General features: G+C 63.6%; 17 protein-coding genes. 2 read left to right on the forward strand and 15 right to left on the reverse strand.

Going from position 1 to position 21,853, the window contains the following annotated elements:
• Positions 1-84 precede the first annotated feature (84 nt).
• The gene (locus ACFSNN_RS13535) at positions 85-699 is read left to right on the forward strand and encodes a glutathione S-transferase (RefSeq protein ID WP_134457140.1); all 615 of its coding nucleotides are present in this window, start codon (positions 85-87) and stop codon (positions 697-699) included.
• Between the two features lie 19 nt (positions 700-718).
• On the opposite strand, the gene ACFSNN_RS13540 is transcribed toward ACFSNN_RS13535, so the two are convergent.
• The gene (locus ACFSNN_RS13540; protein ID WP_134457141.1) at positions 719-3,829 is read right to left on the reverse strand and encodes a sensor domain-containing protein; all 3,111 of its coding nucleotides are present in this window, start codon (positions 3,827-3,829) and stop codon (positions 719-721) included.
• Positions 3,830-4,068: 239 nt separating this feature from the next.
• On the reverse strand, positions 4,069-4,545 hold the full coding sequence (locus ACFSNN_RS13545) for a nitrate reductase associated protein (RefSeq protein WP_134457142.1): 477 nt from the start codon (positions 4,543-4,545) through the stop codon (positions 4,069-4,071).
• A 146-nt stretch (positions 4,546-4,691) separates the two neighbouring features.
• On the opposite strand from ACFSNN_RS13545, the gene fdhD reads away from it, so the two are divergent.
• The gene (gene fdhD / locus ACFSNN_RS13550) at positions 4,692-5,531 is read left to right on the forward strand and encodes a formate dehydrogenase accessory sulfurtransferase FdhD (protein ID WP_134457143.1); all 840 of its coding nucleotides are present in this window, start codon (positions 4,692-4,694) and stop codon (positions 5,529-5,531) included.
• A 140-nt stretch (positions 5,532-5,671) separates the two neighbouring features.
• On the opposite strand, the gene ACFSNN_RS13555 is transcribed toward fdhD, so the two are convergent.
• The 13 genes from ACFSNN_RS13555 to ACFSNN_RS13615 all read right to left on the reverse strand — a co-directional run bounded on the left by ACFSNN_RS13555 (position 5,672) and on the right by ACFSNN_RS13615 (position 21,784).
• Positions 5,672-6,442: an enoyl-CoA hydratase gene (locus ACFSNN_RS13555; RefSeq protein ID WP_106310621.1), complete on the reverse strand. Its 771-nt coding sequence runs from the start codon at positions 6,440-6,442 to the stop codon at positions 5,672-5,674.
• Between the two features lie 126 nt (positions 6,443-6,568).
• On the reverse strand, positions 6,569-7,768 hold the full coding sequence (locus tag ACFSNN_RS13560; protein WP_132376063.1) for an acetyl-CoA C-acyltransferase: 1,200 nt from the start codon (positions 7,766-7,768) through the stop codon (positions 6,569-6,571).
• Positions 7,769-7,902: 134 nt separating this feature from the next.
• Positions 7,903-10,338 carry a 3-hydroxyacyl-CoA dehydrogenase/enoyl-CoA hydratase family protein gene (locus tag ACFSNN_RS13565; RefSeq protein ID WP_134457144.1) on the reverse strand — a complete coding sequence of 812 codons (2,436 nt, stop codon included), beginning with the start codon at positions 10,336-10,338 and terminating at the stop codon, positions 7,903-7,905.
• Positions 10,339-10,467: 129 nt separating this feature from the next.
• Complete coding sequence (locus tag ACFSNN_RS13570; RefSeq protein ID WP_134457145.1) at positions 10,468-12,255, reverse strand: acyl-CoA dehydrogenase C-terminal domain-containing protein; 1,788 nt, start codon at positions 12,253-12,255, stop codon at positions 10,468-10,470.
• A gap of 98 nt (positions 12,256-12,353) precedes the next feature.
• Entirely contained in the window at positions 12,354-12,953 is a 600-nt protein-coding gene (locus ACFSNN_RS13575) for a TetR/AcrR family transcriptional regulator (protein WP_012431721.1), read from the reverse strand.
• 841 nt (positions 12,954-13,794) lie between these two features.
• Complete coding sequence (gene clsB, locus ACFSNN_RS13580) at positions 13,795-15,054, reverse strand: cardiolipin synthase ClsB (protein ID WP_134457146.1); 1,260 nt, start codon at positions 15,052-15,054, stop codon at positions 13,795-13,797.
• Positions 15,051-15,566, reverse strand: a complete 516-nt coding sequence (gene nudB, locus ACFSNN_RS13585) for a dihydroneopterin triphosphate diphosphatase (RefSeq protein WP_134459018.1) — start codon at positions 15,564-15,566, stop codon at positions 15,051-15,053. The genes clsB and nudB overlap by 4 nt, the downstream gene beginning before the upstream one ends.
• 181 nt (positions 15,567-15,747) lie before the next feature.
• Positions 15,748-17,547, reverse strand: a complete 1,800-nt coding sequence (gene aspS, locus ACFSNN_RS13590) for an aspartate--tRNA ligase (RefSeq protein ID WP_134457147.1) — start codon at positions 17,545-17,547, stop codon at positions 15,748-15,750.
• Positions 17,548-17,610: 63 nt separating this feature from the next.
• Entirely contained in the window at positions 17,611-18,264 is a 654-nt protein-coding gene (locus ACFSNN_RS13595; RefSeq protein WP_116148682.1) for a DUF502 domain-containing protein, read from the reverse strand.
• A gap of 75 nt (positions 18,265-18,339) precedes the next feature.
• Positions 18,340-18,717: an FmdB family zinc ribbon protein gene (locus ACFSNN_RS13600; RefSeq protein WP_134457148.1), complete on the reverse strand. Its 378-nt coding sequence runs from the start codon at positions 18,715-18,717 to the stop codon at positions 18,340-18,342.
• 182 nt (positions 18,718-18,899) lie between these two features.
• Complete coding sequence (locus tag ACFSNN_RS13605) at positions 18,900-19,523, reverse strand: class I SAM-dependent methyltransferase (protein ID WP_134457149.1); 624 nt, start codon at positions 19,521-19,523, stop codon at positions 18,900-18,902.
• Between the two features lie 23 nt (positions 19,524-19,546).
• Entirely contained in the window at positions 19,547-21,124 is a 1,578-nt protein-coding gene (ubiB, locus tag ACFSNN_RS13610; RefSeq protein WP_134457150.1) for a ubiquinone biosynthesis regulatory protein kinase UbiB, read from the reverse strand.
• Between the two features lie 15 nt (positions 21,125-21,139).
• Positions 21,140-21,784, reverse strand: a complete 645-nt coding sequence (locus tag ACFSNN_RS13615; RefSeq protein WP_134457151.1) for a ubiquinone biosynthesis accessory factor UbiJ — start codon at positions 21,782-21,784, stop codon at positions 21,140-21,142.
• Positions 21,785-21,853 lie beyond the last annotated feature (69 nt).

Here is a 21,853-nt window from a genome sequence, read left to right on the forward strand (position 1 = left end):
TGCGCCGCGACCTAAGCCGGAAGCGAAGCCGCGCGGCCACGAAGCGCTCGGGCGCGCCATGATAGATGTTCTAACGGGAATAAGATGAAACTGATCGGAATGCTGGATTCGCCCTACGTACGACGGGTCGCCATCTGCCTCAAATTGCTGAAGCTCGAATTCGAGCACGAGTCGATTTCGGTGTTCAGCACCTACGAGCAGTTCGCGCGAATCAACCCTGTCGTCAAGGCACCCACGCTGATCGCCGACAACGGCCAGACCGTGATGGACTCAACGGTGATCCTCCAGTACCTGGCTACGCTCGTCGGGCCGAACCAGCGGCTTTTTCCGACGCCTCCTGACGCCGCCTTGCGCGCCGCCCGCCTCACGGGCCTTGCGCTCGCCGCGTGCGAGAAGACCGTGCAGATCGTCTACGAACGCAATCTGCGTCCGGTGGACAAGCAACATGAGCCGTGGGTCGATCGCGTGAGTACGCAATTGTTCGCCGCTTACGCCGAGCTCGAACGCGAGCTCGCGGCGGCCGCGCCGCCGATCGAAGCCAAGCAGTTCGACGCGGCCGACGTCACCGTGGCGGTCGCCTGGCACTTCACGCAGATGATGCTGCCGGGAACGGTCAGCAAAACGGAGCATCCGGTCCTGCAGTCGTTCTCCGAACTGGCGGAAGCTCTGCCGGTTTTCCTGAGCACGCCGGCAGAGTGAGCGCCGCGGTGCGAGCGGCTCAAACCGTCGCCAGTTCGCGCCCTATGCCACCTTGCAGCAACTCGGAGATCGCGTCCGTCGATAACGGCTTCGCGAAGTAGAACCCCTGCATCTCGTCGCACGCGCGCTCTTTCAGGAAGTCGAGTTGCGCGGACGTCTCCACGCCTTCGGCGATCACCTGCAACTTCAGCGAATGCGCAAGCGCGATGATCGCCGAGGTGATCGTCTCGTCGTCGCCGGACACGCCGATGTCGGACACGAACGAGCGGTCGATCTTCAGCCGATCAACCGGGAAGCGCTTCAGATAGCTGAGACTCGAATAGCCGGTGCCGAAGTCGTCGATGGCGAGGCCGATGCCGAGCGCGTGCAGTTCGTTGAGCATCGACACCGCTTCTTCGGCGTTGCGCATGATGGTGCTTTCGGTCAGTTCGAGTTCGAGGTATTGCGGCTCGAGACCGGTCTCGGCCAGCACCTGCATGACCAGCTTGGCGATGTCGCGCTGCTGGAACACGCGCGCCGACAGATTCACCGACACGCGCGCCGGCGGCAAGCCTTCGTCCTGCCACGCCTTGTTCTGGCGGCACGCCTCGCGCAGCACCCATTCCGAAAGCGGCCCGATCAGCCCGCTTTCCTCCGCGACCGGAATGAACGACGACGGCGGCACCAGTCCGACTTCCGGATCGCGCCAGCGCACCAGCGCCTCGGTGCCGACGATCTGGCCGCTCTCGATATCCACTTGCGGCTGGTAGTGCAGCAGGAATTCGTTGTCGCGCAACGCGCGACGCAAACGCCGTTCGAGATTCAGGCGCGCGCCCGCGCTCGCGTTCATCTCCGGCTGATAGAACTGGAACGTGTTGCGGCCCATGTCCTTCGCGCGATACATCGCGAGGTCGGCCTTCTTCATCAGCGTCTCGGCGTCTTCGCCGTCTTGCGGGAACAGGCTCGCGCCCATGCTGCAACCCACGTACAGCTCGGTGCCGTCGAGCCAGACCGGCTCGGAGATCGACGCGCGCACGCGCTCCATCCACGCGATCAGCGACTGTTCATCGACGGTGTCGGTCATCACGATCACGAACTCGTCGCCGCCGTGGCGCGCCACCGTATCGCTCGTTCGCGTGCAGCGCGCGAGGCGCTCGGCGACCACGCTGAGCAGCCGGTCGCCGACGCTGTGGCCAAGGCTGTCGTTGACGTTCTTGAAGCCGTCGAGATCCATGAACACGACCGCGACGCCCTTGTGATGCCGTTGCGCCACGATCAACGCATGTTGCAGGCGATCGCGCAGCAGATTGCGGTTCGGCAGGCGCGTGAGGCTGTCGTAGTTGGCCTGGTATTCGAGCTGTTCCTGATAGCGCATCAGATCGGTCACGTCGTTGATCACGCCGATGTGATGCGTGATCATGCCGTCCTGATTCGGCACCGGCGCGATAAAGAGCTGATTCCAGAATAGCGCGCCGTCCTTGCGATAGTTGCGCACCACCGCGCTGACTTCGCGATTCGCCGCGAGCGCCTGGCGGATCAGCGCGACGCCCTCCTGGTCGCGGTCGTCGCGTTGCAGTACGCGGCAATCGTGGCCGATCACCTCGGCGGCGTCGTAACCGGTGATGCGCATGAACGCCGGATTCACATATTCGATCAGATTGCCGTTAGGCGACGGCGCGGTGATCAGAATCGCGTTGACGCTGGCGTCGAGCGCGCGGCTTTGCAGGCGCAACGCAAGATCGGCGCGCTTGCGCTCGGTAATGTCCGTGTAGGAACCGAGCACGCCGATCACGCGGCCGTCGCCGTCGGTGAACGGCAGCTTGCTCGTGACGGTGGTGCGGTGCACGCCGTCGATCACCAGATCGACTTCGAAGTTCATCTTCGGCACGCCGGTGCTCACCACTTCCTTGTCGTGGTCGTTCAGCAGCGTCGAGAAGTCGCGCCACGGCATGTCGGCGTCGCTCTTGCCCACCACCTGCTCCGGATACGCGAGCCCGGCATCGCGCGCAAACGCCATGTTGCAGCCGAGGTAGCGCGACTCCTTGTCCTTCCAGAAAATGCGCTGCGGAATATTGTCGATCACCGCTTCGAGCATCTGGTTCGAACGCTGTGCTTCGGCTTCGGCGTTGATCTGGTCGGTGACGTCGTCGGCGAGCACGAAGAACGCGGCGCGGCCCATGAAGTTCAGCGCGTGGTACGAAATGTCGGCGCTGATCGTCGAGCCGTCCTTGCGCCGGTGATGCCAGATACCCGCCATGGTGCGGCCGTGCTGGCCCGCGTCGCTGCGCTGCATGTGCGATTCGAGGCGCGAGACTTCGCCGTTCGGGCGGATCGCGCGAATCGTCATGCCGAGAAATTCGCTTTCGGTGTAACCGTATTGCTGGATCGCGGCCGCGTTGACGGCGAGAAAGCGCAACGTCTCGCGATCGAAGATATACATCGGCACCGGATGCTCGTCGAACAGGCCGCGAAAGCGTTCGTCGTGGCGGCCGAGCGCGCGCACGCTGCGCAGCTTCTCGCGCGCGCTGTTTTCGCGGGCGCCGAACGTGAAGATCAGCAGCACGCTGCCGCCCAGCATGGTCACGATCAGCAGGAACATCGCCCGCTGCGATTCGCTCGCCGACGCGGCGAGCGACGCCTGCAAGGCCTGGTTCTCCGCGCCGCGCAGTGCGGCGAGGCCCGCTTCGACGCGATCGAGACCAAGCCCGAGATGGGTGTAGGTCGAGGCCGCCCATGCGCGCGAGGCGTCCGGCCCGGCAACGGCGCTCCTGAGCAGCGCGTCGTCGATGTCGTGTTGCAACGCGTGGCTGTCCGCGCTCAGCTTCGAGAGCGCGTCGAGCATGGCGGGTTCGCCGGCCAGTTCATTGCGCAGGTCGCGCTCCAGACCCGCGAGCGTCGTCGCCATCGCAGCGGCCGCGCTGGCAGGCGCCGACTCGCCCGACGCCTCGAAGCGGCCGAGCGCGGCCAGACCGCCGTCGAGCGCCGTGTGGTAGGCGTCGAGATGCTGGCGCACGCTCGTCGAACGCAGCATGCGCGCGTCGGCGTCGCGTTGGCCGCAGATCTGCGCATAGGCGACGAACGCGTTCGCGCCGATCGCCGCGGCAACGACCGCCAGATTGATCAGCAGCCGCTTCGATAGAAAAGGAGTCATGGGTTCCGAACGTCAATCGTTCTGCGGGCGGGAGCGCGCGGTCGCGGCCGATGCGTCGGGCCGCACCGATACGAGTCTCTTTACGCGCCAACCCATGGATAACGGCAGAGTTCGGAACAGATTGAGGGTGGTGAGTGAAAAAAACCTGGCGGGCACGCCTGGCAGGCAATGTTGCCCCGGCGCGTACCTGCCGGCGGCACTAGCCGGTCACGTGCGCGGCGGCGCCCAATCGGCTAGATCTAGCCAGCCGTGCCGAACTCCTTCATGGCCGGGACGAAGTCGTGGTTCGCCTCCGGCTTGCGCGACAGCTTGGCGAGCACATAGCGCTTGAACGGCGCCAGTTCGGCCCACTGGGCGACGCCCGGCGCGGCGAGACCGGCCAGTTGGGCCTGATGCGAGATACCCTCCGGCACGCTGTCCGTGCGGCGCCAGGCCGGCGCTTCCTCGGGCGTGAACCACTCAGGCTCGATGTTCGCGTGGGTGCGCAGCATTTCGAACAGGGCATGATCGAAATTCGGCTCGATTTCCGCGTCTTCCTCGACCGGGAAACGCGCCAGCAGCTTGCGGTCTTCGAGCGGCAGCGTTTGCCATTGATCGAGCGAGATGCGCAGCCCGAACCGGTCGAGATTGAAGCGCACCGACATCGGGATGTAGGTGAAATTCTCCGAAGACTCGACCTCGAAGTTGAACAGAAGCGGTGCTTCGTTGAGTCCCATGACTATGTCCCTCCCGGATGGCGGCAACACGCAAGCCCAGCTTGGGGTATTTTAGAACCTTATTCGCGCGACGGCGGCATGGCTGGCGGCAACCCGCCGGTCCGTCAACCGCTCGCGCGCGCGGCATCGCAAAGGAGTGAACTAGCTTGAACGAACTGGAAACAGCCGGGCAGCCGGGCGCCGTGGAGCGCCAGGTGCACCGGCATCGCGGCGCGGCGGTCGAAACCGTGATCGACCACGTGGGTCAGGAATGGCCGGTCGCGCTCGTCTTCAACGGCATTTCGCATGCGGTGATGATGTGCACCCCGCGCGATCTGGAAGCGTTCGCGGTCGGATTCGCGATTTCGGAAGGGATCGTGGCGCGTGGCAGCGACATCCAGGACATCGAGGTCGAACTGCATGACGACGGCGAATTGCCGCATGCCGAAGTGCAGTTGCAGGTGGTGCAACAGGCCTTCGTCGCGCTGAAGGAGAAGCGCCGCGCGCTCGCCGGGCGCACCGGCTGCGGTGTGTGCGGCATCGAAAGCATCGATTTGCTGGATCTGCAGCCGGAGCGTGTGGCGGATACCGGCTTTCTGCAACGCCTCGCGCCGGACGCGATTGCGCGCGCCGCCCGCGATTTGCCCGAGCATCAGGCGTTGACGCGGCTGACCGGCGGTCTGCATGCCGCCGCGTGGTGCGACGCCCAAGGCGCGATCCGCTACGCGTTCGAGGACGTCGGCCGCCACAATGCGCTCGACAAGCTGATCGGTCAGCTGGTGCTCGACCGTGTGGATACCAAAGAGGGTTTCGTGTTTCTGTCGAGCCGCGCCAGCTACGAGCTGGTGCGCAAGGCCGCGCGCGTCGACGTGCCGATGGTCGCCACGATCTCGGCGCCGTCATCGCTGGCGATTACGATTGCGCGCAAGGCGGGCGTGCGGCTGGTGAGCTTCTGCCGCGAGAAAAGCTACGTCGACTACGATACCTTGCAGCCGACGCAGCCTTGAGCAGCCAACGCGCCTGAATGTTCAAGCAGGCGAACGTCCTGACGCGCTGAAACTTGAAGCTTGAAGTGGCGAGCTGTGGATTTCCCTTCGACACCAGGGCGCCCGCACTCCGGAAGTACTCGCAGTACCCCGCACGCCACTCAATCGAACTGCCGGAAGTCCGGCTTGCGCTTCTCGAAGAACGCCTTGAACGCCTCGCGCGCTTCGGGCGCGAGCAGCATCTTGCCAAAATGCACGGCTTCTTCGGACATCTGCGTTTGCAACTCCTGGTGGCTCGCGCGCTTCATCAAACTCTTCGTCACGCGCAACGACGAAGCAGGCAACGCAGCCAGCTTCGCGGCTTGCGAAGCAGCGAACGCATCGACTTCGGCGGCGGGCAGCACGCGATTCACGAAGCCCATGCGCTGCGCCTCGGCGGCGTCGAACGCTTCGCCGAGCAGCAGTTTCTCCGCCGCCGCCTGATAGCCGGCCGCGCGCTGCAACAGCAGGCTCGACGCCGCTTCCGGACACAATCCGAGTTGCGTGAACGGCAGGGAGAAGCTCGCGGTATCGGCCGCGTAGACCAGGTCGCAATGCAGCAGCAGGGTCGTGCCGATGCCGACCGCCGCGCCCGCCACCGACGCCACCACCGGCTTCTCCGCCGAGCTGATCGCGCGCAGGAACTGGAACACCGGCGCGTGTTCGCCCATGGGCGGCGTCTTCATGAAATCTTCGAGATCGTTTCCGGCGCTGAAAATGCCCGCGCTGCCGCGAATCAGAATCGCGCGCACGGCGGCGTCGCCTTGCGCTTCGACCAGCGCGTCGGCCATCGTCTGATACATGGCGGCCGTAATCGCGTTTTTCTTGTCGGGCCGGTTGAAGGCAATCGTCAGCACGCCGTCGGCGCGCTCGACCAGAATATCCATCGTCATCTCCTCGTTTCCTCTGCTTGCTGCTGAGAATGTAAAAACGGTTCGCGAGCCGGATGGCGTGCGAACCGTTCCGCGGCCCTCAACGCGTACGCGCGAGGACCGAAGCGAACCTCCGGGTGAACCTGGTCACAGGCGCTCTATGATGCCCGCCGCGCCCATACCCGTGCCGACGCACATCGTCACCATGCCGTATTTGTAGTTACGGCGGCGCAAGCCATGCACCACGGTCGACGCACGAATCGCGCCCGTCGCGCCAAGCGGATGGCCGAGGGCGATCGCGCCGCCGAGCGGGTTGATCTTCGCCGGATCGAGGCCGAGGTCCTGAATCACCGCCAGCGATTGCGCGGCGAACGCTTCGTTAAGCTCGATCCAGTCGAGATCGTCGATCTTCAGGCCGGCGGCCTTCAGCGCGGCCGGAATCGCTTCCTTCGGACCGATGCCCATGATTTCCGGCGGCACGCCGCGCACGGCGAAGCTGACGAAACGCGCGAGCGGCGTGAGGTTGAATTCCTTCAGCATCTTTTCCGACACCACGATCAGCGCGCCCGCGCCGTCCGACGTCTGCGAGCTATTGCCCGCCGTCACCGAACCCTTGTTCGCGAACACCGCGCGCAGCTTGGCGAGACCTTCGAGCGAGGTTTCCGCGCGCGGACCTTCGTCGAGCGACACTTCGCGGGTCTTCACACGGACTTCGCCAGTGGCGAGATCGGGGAAACGCTCGGTGATTGTGTACGCAGCGATTTCGTCGTTGAACTCGCCGGCTTGCTGCGCGGCGATGGCGCGGCGGTGCGATTCCACCGAGAACGCGTCCTGCGCTTCGCGGCTGATCTTCCAGCGCTCGGCGACTTTCTCCGCCGTCAGGCCCATGCCGTAGGCGATGCCGATGTCTTCATTGCGATCGAAGATATGCGGCGACATGGACGGCTTGTTGCCCATCATCGGCACCATGCTCATCGATTCGCAGCCGCCCGCGATCATCGCGTCCGACTCGCCGACGCGGATGCGGTCGGCGGCCATGGCGAGCGCGGTCAGGCCGGATGCGCAGAAGCGGTTCACCGTCACGCCGCCGACGCTATTCGGCAGGCCGGCCAGCAGCGCGCCCATGCGCGCGACGTTCAGCCCTTGTTCCGCTTCCGGAATCGCACAGCCGATGATCGCGTCTTCGATCACCTTGGTGTCGAGGCCGGGCACTTGTGCCACGGCCGACTTGATCGCGTGCACCAGCAGTTCGTCCGGGCGGGTGTTCTTGAACATCCCGCGCGGCGCCTTGCCGATCGGCGTACGGCTCGCGGCGACGATGTATGCGTCTTGCAATTGCTTTGCCATTTGAAGCTCCTTTGTCGACCCGAGTTAGCGCTTTAGCGCTTACTCGGGTCCCATGCAGTCCTATCGCGGTCGATCAGAGCTGGCGCTTCAACGCTCACTCCGATCCCATGCACGTAGTGCGGTCCGCCCGTCGCTTAGTTGCGCACCGGCTTGCCGGTTTGCAGCATGCCCATGATCCGTTCCTGCGTCTTTTGCGTGCCGAGCAGATCGACGAACGCGCGACGCTCGAGTTGCAGCAGCCATTCCTCATCGACCAGACTGCCCGCTTCCACGTCACCGCCGCACACCGCTTCCGCGATACGGCTCGCGATCAGGAAATCGTGCTCGCTGATGAAACGGCCATCGCGCATGTTGACGAGCGATGCCTTGATGGTCGCGATCGCCGAACGCCCGGCCACCGGCACTTGCGTAACCCGCAGCGGCGGACGATAACCCGCCGACGACAGCGCACGCGCTTCCTTCTTCGCAACGTCGAGCAGTTCGAACACGTTGAAGACGATCGTGTCCGACGGCTTCAGGTAGCCCATCGCGCGAGCATCGAGCGCGGAGGCCGAGACCTTCGCCATCGCCGCGTTTTCAAACGACTTCTGCACGAACTTCAGCAGATCGTTGGTCGCGCCCACTTGCGTCGCCGCTTCCGCCGCGCGCAACGCCGCTTCCTTCAGGCCGCCGCCCGCGGGCACGAGACCCACGCCGACTTCCACCAGACCGAAATAGCTTTCGATATGCGCGACGCGCTTCGCGCTGTGCAACGCCAGTTCGCAACCGCCACCAAGCGCGATGCCCGACACCGCCGAGATAACCGGCACGCTCGCGTACTTCACGCGCAGCATGCCTTGCTGGAATATCTTCACGAACGGCTCGATGCCCTTCGCACCGCCCATCATGAACGCCGGCATTGCTTCTTCGAGGTTGGCGCCCGCGGAGAACGGACCGCCCGGCGTACCGAGTTTCAGCGACGTGGGTTGCCACACCACCAGACCCTTGTAGTCCTTCTCGGCCAATTCGATCGCCTGCGTCAGACCGTCGATCACCGACGGTCCGATCGTGTTCATCTTGCTCTTGAATGACACGATCAGCACATCGTTCTCACCGGCGCGGTCGTCCACCCATGCGCGCACGGCGTCGGTTTCGAACAGCGTCTTGCCGTAAGTCTTCGGATCAGCCCTGGTTTCGCCGACCAGCGGCGCACGGAACACCTGCTTGTCATAGACCGACAGCGACGAGCGCGGCACGAACGTCTTCGAAGCCGGCGCCCACGAACCTTCGTTCGTATGCACGCCGCCTTGCTCGGCCACCGGCCCTTCCAGCACCCACGACGGCAGCGGCACGTTCGAGAGCGCCTTACCCCCCGCGATATCTTCCTGCACCCACTCGGCGACCTGCTTCCACCCGGCCGTCTGCCAGCCTTCGAACGGGCCTTCGTTCCAGCCGAAACCCCAACGGATCGCCAGATCGACGTCGCGCGCGTTGTCGGCGATGGATTCCAGATGCACGCCGATGTAGTGATACACGTCGCGGAAAATCGCCCACAGGAACTGAGCCTGCGGATGCTGCGACTCGCGAAGCAGCTTCAGACGCTCCGCCGGCGGCCGCTTCAAAATGCGGCCGACCAGTTCGTCCGCTTTCGCGCCGCCGTCGACGTACTCGCCGGTCTTCGGGTCGAGCACCTTGATCGCCTTGCCTTCCTTCTTGTAGAAGCCGCCGCCGGTCTTCTGACCCAGCGCGCCCTTCTTCACGAGTTCAGCAAGCACGGCCGGCGTTTCGTAGACCGGGAAGAACGGGTCGTCCTTCAGCGTGTCCTGCATCGTCTTAATGACGTGCGCCATCGTGTCGAGACCGACCACATCGGCGGTGCGGAACGTGGCCGACTTCGCACGGCCCAGACGCGCGCCGGTCAGGTCGTCCACTTCGTCGAAACGCAGGCCGAATTTCGCGGCTTCGGTCACGACGGCGAGAATCGAGAAAATCCCCACCCGGTTAGCGATGAAGTTCGGCGTGTCTTTCGCGCGCACGACGCCCTTGCCGACCACGCTCGTCAGGAACGACTCGAGTTGATCGAGGATTTCCGGACGCGTGGTCGCGGTCGGAATCAGTTCGACCAGATGCATGTAGCGCGGCGGATTGAAGAAGTGCACGCCGCAGAAGCGCGCCTTCAGCTCATCCGAGAAACCCTCCGACAGCGCCGTGATCGAAAGACCCGACGTGTTGGTCGCGAAAATCGCGTTCGGCGCGAGATGCGGCGCGACCTTCTTGTACAGGTCGTGCTTCCAGTCCATGCGTTCGGCAATGGCTTCGACCACGAGGTCGCATTCGGCGAGCTTCTCGATGTCGTCGTCGTAGTTCGCGGGCTGGATGTATTGCGCGTCGTCCTTCACGCCGAACGGCGCCGGCGACAGCTTCTTCAGGTTCTCGATCGCCTTCAGCGCGATCGCGTTCTTCGGGCCTTCCTTGGCGGGCAAGTCGAACAGCAGCACGGGCACCTTGGCGTTGATCAGGTGCGCGGCGATCTGCGCGCCCATCACGCCGGCGCCGAGCACGGCTACCTTGCGAATGATCAGATTGCTCACGTCGTTCCTCCGGGGAGTTATGCGATGTCGCGAAGCCTCATGGGACGCTTCGCGATGTGTGGCTGACGGCAAGCGCCGCGGGTTTCGGCACGCGCGACGCCTGCGTTGATGTTTGCCTTGGGCCTAGGCTTAGAACAGCGCTTCTTCGACTTCCATCAGCGACTTCGAACCTGCGCGTGCCTGACGGATCGTCATGGCCGTTTCCGGCAGCAGCTTCGCAAAGTAGAAGCGCGCCGTGGCGAGCTTGGCCTTGTAGAACGGATCGCCCGAAGCTTCCTTATCCAGCGCGACGCGTGCCATGCGGGCCCAGAAGTACGAGAACACCAGATGGCCGACGGTACGCAGATACGGCACGGCGGCGGCGCCGACTTCATCCGGGTTCTGCATGGCTTTCATGCCGATTTCCATCGTCAGCTTCTGCACCTTTTCGCCGATGTCGGCGAGCGGGTTGATGAACTCCTGCATTTCCGGCTTCACGCCTTCGGCTTCGACGAAATCGGACACCAGCTTGCCGAACTTCTTCATCTTCGCGCCCATGTCGCCGAGAATCTTGCGGCCGAGCAGATCGAGCGCCTGAATCGCGTTGGTGCCTTCGTAGATCATGTTGATGCGCGCATCGCGCACGTACTGCTCCATGCCCCACTCGGCGATGAAACCGTGGCCGCCGTAGATCTGCATGGCGTGGTTGGTGCTCTCGAACGCGTTGTCCGACAGGAATGCCTTCAGGATCGGCGTGAGCAATGCGACGAGGTCGGCGGCTTCCTTGCGCACCGATTCGTCCGCGTGCGACAGTTCCTTGTCGATATGCAGCGCGGACCAGTACGAGAACGCGCGCGCGGCTTCGGCGTAGGCCTTCTGCGTGAGCAGCATGCGGCGCACGTCCGGATGCACGATGATCGGGTCGGCCGCCTTTTCGGGCGCTTTCGGGCCGGTTAGCGAACGCATCTGCAGACGCTCTTTCGCGTACGTCAGCGAGTTCTGGTAACCGATTTCCGTGAGGCCCAGGCTCTGCATGCCGACACCCAGACGCGCGGCGTTCATCATCACGAACATCGCGTTCAAGCCTTTGTTCGGCTCGCCGACGAGCCAACCCTTGGCGTTGTCGAGATTGATCACGCAGGTTGCGTTGCCGTGAATGCCCATCTTGTGTTCGATGGAGCCGCACTTCACGCCGTTGCGCTCGCCCGGTTCACCCGCTTCGTTCGGTACGAACTTCGGCACGATGAAGAGCGAAATGCCCTTGGTGCCGTTCGGTGCGCCCGGCAGACGCGCGAGCACCAGGTGAACGATGTTCTCCGCGAGATCGTGTTCGCCGCTGGAGATGAAAATCTTCGTGCCGCTGATCGCGTACGAGCCGTCACTGTTCGGTTCGGCCTTGGTGCGCAGAATGCCGAGGTCGGTGCCGCAATGCGGCTCGGTCAGACACATCGTGCCGGTCCAGACACCGGCGACCAGCTTCGGCAGATAGCGCTGTTGCAACTCCGGCGTGCCGTGCGCGTGCAGACATTCGTACGCGCCGTGCGAGAGGCCTGGGTACATGGTCCACGCCTGATTCGCCGAGTTCAGCATTTCATACAGCGCGTTGTTGACGAATGCGGGCAGGCCCTGGCCGCCGTATTCCGGATCGCAGCCCAAAGCAGGCCAGCCGGCTTCGACGTATTGCGCGTAGGCTTCCTTGAAGCCTTTCGGCGTGGTCACGACGCCGTCGCCGACGTACGTGCAGCCTTCCTGGTCGCCGCTGTGATTGAGCGGGAACAGCACTTCGGAGCAGAACTTGCCGGCTTCTTCGAGTACCGCATTGATCGTGTCGGCATCGAGATCCGCGTGCTTCGGCATCTGCTTGATTTCGGCTTCGACGTTAAGCAGTTCGTGCAACACGAATTGCATGTCGCGCAGCGGCGCGGCGTACTGTCCCATGACTCTCTCCCAAGTTTGACAAGAAGCCAGGCCGTTAGCTGAGTCCGTGGATCGGAACTTTCTGCGCCGCTGAATCCGCCTGATTGGCGGCGACGCTGCTAACGGCTTTCGCTTTGATACGAAACAATCAATTTTTCCAGCGCGGCCCACGTGAGACGCACCGCATCCGGCAAGTGCAGGAAGCGCGCGTCGTGATGCAGACCGAGCGTGAAGCTGTACAGTTCGAACAGCATCAGTTGCGGATCGGTGTCGGCACGCAGATGCCCTTCTTCCATTGCCTGCGAAATCGCACGCGTGAGCGCGGCACGCCAGACCGTCACGCTTGACACTAGTTGCTCACGCACCGGGTTATCCGCGCGATCGTCGTATTCGACGGCGCCGCTGATGTAGATGCAGCCGGTGGTGACTTCCTGAATGCGTTTCTCGATCCAGCGGGAAATCATCGCGCGCAAGCGCGGCAATCCACGAGGCTCGCGCAGGCTCGGGAAAAACACCTCGTCTTCGAAACGACGGTGATATTCGCGCACGACTTCGACCTGCAAATCCTCGCGCGACCCGAAATGCGCGAACACCCCGCTTTTGCTCATTTGCATGCGCTCGGCGAGCAGCCCGATCGTCAGACCTTCCAGTCCGTCGCGGCTTGCCAGGTCAAGTGCTGCTTCGAGAATTGCGGCTCGCGTCTGTTCGCCTTTTCGCATAGCTTTTTACCGTTCTAATGTGACCGAAAGAAAATCGAACGGCCGTACTATTATTGAGTGCTGCCGTCCGCGAAACAAGGACTTTATTAGAAACCGGTTTCTAACCTAGTTTCAATTCTGCGGCATCCGTCAATCAGAGGAATGAGATTTTTTAGAGGCGTTTGCCTGAAGTTTGCCTTGGAGTGGGCCGCTCGTCTAAGTGCACGGTTTCTCTGATTTACGTAGCCGGCCGACATGATGCAGCAAGTGGGTCCGAATGCAGAAGCGTTTGGCGTATCGCGGGTATTCCGACACCACTCGCAAAGGCGCGCATTGCCGGTCGGAGCTTGTGCCGAACGTTCTTCGAGATGCAGACCTGCTGCGGCGCTGCGGCCCGTGGTGGCGCACCGCTAAGGCTTGCTCGGTCGGAGTAGGCAGGAAGAAAGAAACCCTCGCCGGACGCGTTCTCGTGCGCCGGAAAAGTTTGCGTAAGCGTCGCGGCACGGTGCGCCGGCACCTCGCTATGATCGGCACATCGCGACGGGAGGGAAAGACGCAATCCGGGATATCACGGGCTGTCGTCACGGCCACACACTTGACGCCAGCATCCCGCGCAACGGTCGAGAGTCAGGCTCGGTTTGCCGATTGCCGCCGCACGATGCGATGTCGAAGTAGCGACGGAAATCACCAGACCAGAGTTGTCGATCAATGCCGCGGTTCCGCGAAGTCGGTGATTTCGTCTGTCCAATCAATTAGTCCGCACTCGGGTGGCGGCGTCAAAAGCAAAGCGGCCCAAGCATTGCGCTTGAACCGCCTCGTGCCTGGCAGGCGTTAGCGTTGTTCGCACCCGCATCGGCGCGAGTCAGTCGTACCCACCCACCGTCAGCAGCTTCATCACGGCCCGATAGGTCGTGTAGGCGAGCCAGTTGAGTGCGCGCTCACCGGCCGGCCGGGCGTCGTAGCGCGCCTCGTCGATGCGGCGCGCGTCCTTGAAGGCGACGAGAATTGCCTCGCGCAGCGCGTCGATCGACGGGTCGTTCACCAGCACCACGTTGGCTTCGTTGTTGAGCATCAGGCTCAGCGCGTCGAGGTTCGACGAGCCGACTGTCGCCCACTTCGAATCCACCACCGCGACCTTGCCGTGCAGCAGCGTCTTCTCGTACTCGGCGATCTGCACGCCGGCCCTGAGCAACGCGCGATACAAAAATGGCACCGCGTAATCGAGCGCCCTGAATTCCTTGCGCCCGATAATCAGCTTCACCACGACGCCGCGCCGCGCCGCGAACACCAGTGCGCGCCGCAGCTTGCGCCCCGGCATGAAATACGGATTGGCGAGCAGCACTTCGTTGCGCGCCTGGCCGATCGCAGCCAGATACGCCTTCTCGATAGCGCGCCGGTTGATCAGGTTGTCGCGCGCGACGAACGCCACGCACGGCTGGCCGCCCGCCCACAACTCCTCGTTACGGCGCCGGCGGCGACGGCGCAAACTGCCGAGCGAGGCCGTGGTCTTCGGCCCGAGATCCGGCTGCATCGACTCGATCGGCCGATGCCCGAGCCGGATCCGCCGCCATTGCACCTCAAACGCCTGGCGGATATCGGCCACCACCGGTCCGTGCAATTCGACCGCGAAGTCCCAGCGCCGGAACGGCAGCTTCTCGCCATTGTTCTCGTAGTCGTCGACGATGTTGATGCCGCCGCAGTATGCGAACTGATCGTCGATCACCGCCAGTTTGCGGTGCGTGCGCGAAAAGCCAAAGCGGCCGAACAGATGCGGATTGTAGATGCGATGATCGATGCCGGCAGCGGGCCACTCGTTGAACAGCGGCAGACGCGCGGTGCCGATGCCGTCGGTAATCACGCGCACCCTCACGCCGCGCGCGGCGGCGCGCAATAGCGCCGCGCTCACCGCCTTCCCGGCGTTGTCATGGCAGAAGATGTAAGTTTCGAGCACCACGTCGCTCTGCGCGGCATCGACACGCGCGATCAGGGCGCTGAAGAACTCGTCGCCGGAACGCAGTAGCTTGACGTCGTTGCCGCTGGTGAAGCGGTAACGCTGCCAGTAGCGGCGGCCGAGCAGCGATTGCCGAAGTCGCGCGAAACGGCGCGCGCCGCCGACGCTCACCGGCCACGCTCCGTGGGATGCCCAATGTCAGCACGCCCACTGAGCCGCTTTTGCAGCCTCTTAGGCAACTGCAGGATCGCATCGGCATTCGACGACGAAAAGCAGCGCGACGCAGCCTCGTCATACGGCAGCCACAGAAACGCGGTGTGCTCGCGCGGCGCCAGCGTGACCTCGACTTGCTCGGGCACCTGCAGGCTGAACCAATGCTCGGTGTTATGGATCACGCCTTCGGCATAGCGATAGCGGAACTCCGGGTAAATCTCGTATTCGATCGAATATTGCCAGTCGAACAACGCGCTGTGCGGCACTTGCGCGCCGCCCACCACAATGCCGGTCTCTTCGGCGACTTCGCGCGTTGCCGTCTCGACGAGCGGCTCATCGAGCCGGTCTTTGGAGCCCGTGACCGATTGCCAGAAACCGGCGTGATCGGCGCGCTCGATCAGCAGCACGTCGAGCGCGGGTGTATGGATGACAACGAGTACGGATTGCGGAATCTTCGGCGGTTTCGGCATGGCGTGAAAACTGGGCGCAGCGCTTGCGCGGTACATGTCGGAATTGAGTCCAATGAGCGGTCGAAGCCGTTGCATCGACTGTAACGCAAAAAACGAAAAAGGCGCATCACACGAAGTGATCACGCCTTTTTCGGTTGCTCATGCTGTCGTTTTGCAGACAGCACTGACTGGACTCAAGCCATTACACCTTCGGTTCCGGCTGACGCAGACGGATATGCAATTCGCGCAACTGACGCTCGTCGACTTCGCTCGGTGCCTGCGTGAGCAGACACTGCGCGCGTTGGGTCTTCGGGAACGCGATCACGTCGCGGATCGAGTCGGCGCCGGCCATCATCGTGACGATGCGGTCCAGACCGAACGCGATACCGCCGTGCGGCGGCGCGCCGTATTGCAGCGCGTCGAGCAGGAAGCCGAACTTGGCTTGCGCTTCTTCCGCGTTGATCTTCAGCGCGCGGAACACCTTGCTCTGCACTTCTTCACGGTGAATCCGCACCGAACCGCCGCCGATTTCCCAGCCGTTCAGCACCATGTCGTAGGCCTTCGCGAGGCAACGCGCCGGATCCGTTTCCAGATACTCGAGGTGCTCGTCTTTCGGGCTCGTGAACGGGTGATGCGCGGCGACGTAGCGGTTATCTTCCTCGTCGTATTCGAACATCGGGAAGTCGACCACCCACAACGGCTTCCAGCCGGTCTCGACGAGACCATTGGCCTTGCCGAATTCCGAATGACCGATCTTCAGACGCAGTGCGCCGAGGCTGTCGTTCACCACCTTCGCGCGATCCGCCGCGAAGAAGATGATGTCGCCGTCTTGCGCGCCGGTGCGCTCGATGATCGCCTTGACCGCTTCGTCATGCAGGTTCTTGACGATCGGGCTTTGCAGACCGTCACGGCCCTTCGCGACTTCGTTGACCTTGATCCACGCGAGGCCCTTCGCGCCGTAGATGCGCACGAATTCCGTGTAGCTGTCGATATCGCCACGCGAAAGCTCGCCGCCCTTCGGCACGCGAATGGCCGCGACACGGCCGTCTTTCGTGTTGGCCGGCGTGCTGAACACCTTGAAGTCGACGTCGCGGACCGCGTCCGTGAGGTCGGTGAATTCGAGCTTCACGCGCAGGTCCGGCTTGTCCGAACCGAAACGGCGCATGGCTTCCGAATACAGCATGACCGGGAATTTTTCGTCCAGCGCAACGCCGATCGTTTCCTTGAAGACGTGACGGATCATGTCTTCGAACAGGTCACGAATTTCCTGTTCCGACAGGAACGAGGTTTCGCAGTCGATCTGCGTGAATTCCGGCTGACGGTCGGCGCGCAGGTCTTCGTCGCGGAAGCACTTGACGATCTGGTAGTAGCGATCGAAGTTCGCCACCATCAGCAGTTGCTTGAACAGCTGCGGCGATTGCGGCAGCGCGAAGAACTGGCCCGGGTTCGTACGCGACGGCACCAGGTAGTCGCGCGCGCCTTCCGGCGTGCTCTTGGTGAGCATCGGCGTTTCGATGTCGATGAAGCCCAGCGAGTCGAGGTACTTGCGCGCCTCGATCGCGACGCGGTAACGCAGACGCAGGTTGTGTTGCATCTGCGGACGGCGCAGGTCCAGCACGCGATGCGTGAGACGGGTGGTTTCCGACAGGTTGTCGTCGTCGAGCTGGAACGGCGGCGTGATCGACGGGTTCAGCACGATCAGTTCGTGGCACAGCACTTCGATCTTGCCGCTCTTGAGCGCGGCGTTCGTGGTGCCTTCCGGACGGCCGCGAACCACACCCTTGATCTGCAGGCAGAACTCGTTGCGCACGCCTTCGGCGGCCTTGAACATCTCCGCGCGGTCCGGGTCGCACACGACCTGGACGAGCCCTTCGCGATCGCGCAGGTCGATGAAGATGACGCCGCCATGGTCGCGGCGGCGACTCACCCAGCCGCACAGCGAGACGGATTGGCCCAGCAGTTCTTCGGTCACCAGACCGCAGTATTGAGATCTCATCGACATGATGTTTGTCTTTCGTTTTGCATTGGTTGAACGGCGCGTGGCATGAAAACGCTACGTGCCGCGTTACAGCGGAGGCTCGACTGTCGTGCGGCGCACCGGCGCCGGCGGCGCGGACGGCGCCACGACGCCCATCGAGACGATGTACTTGAGCGCGGCGTCGACCGTCATGTCGAGCTCGATCACTTCGCTCTTGGGCACCATCAGGAAGAAGCCGGAGGTTGGATTCGGCGTAGTCGGCACATACACGCTGACGTGATCTTCTTTCAGGTGGTTGATGACGTCGCCGCCCGGAATGCCGGTCAGAAACGCAATCGTATAGGAGCCGCGGCGCGGGTACTCGATCAGGAGCGCCTTGCGAAACGCGTTGCCGCTGCTCGACAGCAGGGTATCGGACACCTGCTTGACGCTGGTGTAGATCGGGCCGACCACCGGAATGTGAGCGACCACGACTTCCCACCACTTCACGAGCTTCTGCCCAATGAAGTTCTGCGTCAACAGCCCAACGACAAAGATGAAGGCGAGCGTGAGCACTGCGCCGAGGCCGGGCAGGCGAAAGCCGAACAGGCGCTCCGGCTGCCACGCGCGCGGCAGCAGAAGCAGCGTCTGGTCCATCGTGCCGATGATCAGACCGAGCACCCACAGTGTGATGGCCAGAGGCACCAGCACCAGCAGGCCAGTCGCGAACACCGATTTGAGCGTCGTTTTTTTCGTCGTCATGTGTACCGCCAGAAAGCCGCGCGGACCGAAGCCCAAGGCGCGGCGTGTGCGCCGCCCGGGAGGGCGGCAGTCCTACTAGGTGCTGCCGGAACCACTCGAACTCGCCGAAGCGGCTGGTGCGGCAGCAGGCGCGGACGGCGTCGCAGCCGTGCTGCTGGCCGGCGCCGCGTCGGATTGCGTGGCGCCGTTATTGGCGCTCGCGTTCTCGCCGGAGGCGCCATTCGAGGCGCCGTTGGCGTCGGGCTTGGCCGGCGCGCTCGCGCCGGCGTTGCCGCCGCGAAAGTCGGTCACGTACCAGCCGGAGCCCTTCAACTGGAAGCCGGCGGCCGTGACCTGCTTGCGAAATGTGTCTTTCCCGCACTCAGGACACTGCGTCAATTGCGGGTCGCTGATCTTCTGAAGCACGTCCTTCCCGAAGCCGCATGATTCGCAACGATAAGCGTAGATCGGCATGATCTTTTTCCCTACTGAAATCTAGTAAACGCTTGCAAAGCCTTGAATTATAGCCGCAAACGATATCCCGCCCCCGGATTTTGGGGACAAGCGCCCGACGCAGCCGCCGTCGCGTTAAGTGGGGGCGGCGGTAGTCGAATCAAGTGCGGCGGGCGTCGCCGTCAAGCGCTGCAGTCGCGCGGTCAAACGCGGCGACGCCAGGTTAGCCAGCGCTCACGTCCCGCGAAGACGGCAATCGAGTCGTGCACGGCTTCGTCTTCGATCAGTTCGAAGTACGGCTTGAGCAGCGCGTCGAGTTCCGCGCGCTCGATGCCGAACGGCGGCCCTTTCGGCGTCGCGCCGATAAAAAAGAAGCCTGCGAGCAACGCGCCGCCGGGCAGCAGGTCGGCCATTCGTCGCGCATAGTCCGCGCGGCGCGCGAGCGGCAGCGCGCAAAAGAACGCGCGCTCGTAAATCCAGGCGGGCGCGAAAGGCGGTTCGTATGTGAAAAAATCCGCCTGCTCCACCAGATTCGCATGCTGTGCGCCCAGTTGCTCATGCGCCGCCGCAACCGCAGCCGGCGAAAAGTCGATCGCCCGGACCGGGTAGCCCCGCCCGGCCAGCCAGACCGCTTCGTGCGCGCTGCCGCAGCCTGGAATCAGCACGGCGGCGCCGGCATGGCGCGCGGCGAACGACTCAAACGCGGACGGCACGGCCGCCTGATCCCAGGGCATGAAGCCGCGCTTGAAACGCTCGTCCCAGAACTCGGGCGAATTGGGATCGCGGCTCTCGAAGTCGGGCGCGGAAGGTTGGGTCGGGTCGCTCATCAGTTACCTCGCAGGGATCGCAGTCAACCGCCGTAAGCAAGCGCCAGAAACGCCCGCGCCAGCACCGCGCCGACGCCGACCGCCACACCGAACAGCAGCAAGCCTTGCAACAGCCGGTTGGTGCGCTTCTGCTCGAGCAGAATCTGGCGAATCATGTCGTCGTTCGCGCCGCGTTTGTTGTCGTGACGCTCGGCCAGCACGTGATGAATCAGGCGCGGCAACTGCGGCAGCGTCTTGCTCCACTGCGGCGCCTCGATTTTCAGACGCTCGTACCAGCCGCGCACGCCGATCTGTTCGTTCATCCAGCGTTCGAGGTAAGGCTTGGCCGTCTTCCACAGATCCAGTTCGGGATCGAGCGAACGGCCGAGCCCTTCAACGTTCAGCATGGTCTTTTGGAGCAGCACCAGTTGCGGCTGGATCTCGACATTGAAGCGGCGCGAGGTCGAGAACAGGCGCATCAGAACCTGGCCGAGCGAAATATCTTTCAGCGCGCGATCGAAATACGGCTCGCAGACTGCACGAATGGCGCTCTCGAGTTCCTCCACGCGGGTAGTCGGCGGCACCCAGCCCGACTCCAGATGCAGCGTGGCGACGCGATGGTAATCGCGCTTGAAGAACGCGAGGAAGTTCTGCGCGAGGTAGTTCTTATCGAAGTCCGACAGCGCGCCGATAATGCCGAAGTCGAGCGCGATATAGCGGCCGAAGTGCGCCGGATCGAGACTCACCTGAATGTTGCCCGGGTGCATGTCGGCGTGGAAAAAGCCGTCGCGGAATACCTGGGTAAAGAAGATTTCGACGCCTTCGCGCGCCAGCTTCGGAATGTCCACGCCGGCGGCGCGCAGCGTCTCCACCTGGCTGATCGGCACGCCGACCATGCGCTCCATGACGAGCACCGTGGGCGTGCAGAACTCCCAGTACATCTCCGGCACCAGCAGCAGATCGAGCCCGGCGAAGTTGCGCCGCAGCTGGCTGCCGTTGGCCGCCTCGCGCATGAGGTCGAGTTCGTCGTGCAGGTACTTGTCGAATTCGGCGACCACCTCGCGCGGCTTCAGACGCTTTCCGTCGGCCCACAGGCGCTCGGCCCACACGGCGATGTCGCGCAGCAACGCCAGGTCGGAATCGATCACGGGCAGCATGTTCGGGCGCAGCACCTTCACGGCCACCGCCTTGCCGGCGTGCTGCCCGGCCTTCACCGTGGCGAAGTGCACCTGCGCGATCGAGGCGCTCGCCACCGGCACCCGCTCGAAGTCGTCGAACAGCACGTCGACCGGCGCGCCGAGCGCATTTTCCACCAGCCTGATCGCCACCGCCGATTCGAACGGCGGCACCTGATCCTGGAGCTTGGCGAGTTCGTCGGCGATATCGACTGGCAGCAGATCGCGCCGCGTCGACAAAACCTGCCCGAACTTGACGAAGATCGGTCCGAGGCTTTCCAGCGCGAGCCGCAGGCGCACGCCCGGCGGCGCGTCAAATTTGCGGCCGATCGTGGTGATGCGCAGCAGCAGACGCACGCGCCGGTCGTTGACGCGGCTAAGCATCATCTCATCGAGACCGAAGCGGATAACCGTAAAGAAAATCTTGAGGAAACGCAGAAAACGCATAGTTGTGCCCGGTGACTAGCGCGTGCCGCGCGACGTGGCGGCGCCGCCCGGCGCATGAGCGCCGCGGGCTTCGACCTTCTGTTCAAGACGCTCGAGGCGTTTTTCCACGCGCGCCAATGCGTCGCGCGCGCGGGCCAGTTCGACGTTGAAGTCCTCCAGCGCGGCACGGCGCACCAGTTGCGGATTCTCGTCGAGCAGATATTCGGCGGCCGTGTCGAGCAGATTGCGGCCGGTCCGCTGCACGTGTTCGCCAACCGTGCGTACGACCGACGCCACCCTATAGGCCGGGCCGTCGCCGATGAACTTGGCCAGGTCTTCTTCCGGCTCCCAGCGCAGATGTTCGGCGAGCTTGGCGATCACGGTGGCGAATTCGGCGTCGCCTTCGATCTTCACATGCTTCATCACCGCCGCCTGGCCGCCTTGCACGAAAGCGGGCAGCGCGTCGGACGGCACGGAAATGGTGACGTCGAACTGCTGCGCCTCGGTGGCGGCGACCGCGCTCAGATAGCCGTCCGGCTGCACCAGCAGCATCAGCACGACCGGCGGACAGGACAGTCTCGCGGTCTTGCCCGCGTAGGGCGCGAGGCGCTCACGAGCCCACGATTCGCGGGCGAGCAGATGATTGACAGCAGCAGCGAAGGGCTTGGCGGCGAGGGTCATTGAAAGTGGCAAGAAAAAACCCGCGCGAGCGAGGTGCCCGCGCGGGTTCCTATTGTAACGTCCGTTCGC

The organism is Paraburkholderia dipogonis, assembly GCF_042680985.1.
Classification (GTDB): Bacteria; Pseudomonadota; Gammaproteobacteria; order Burkholderiales; family Burkholderiaceae; genus Paraburkholderia; species Paraburkholderia phytofirmans.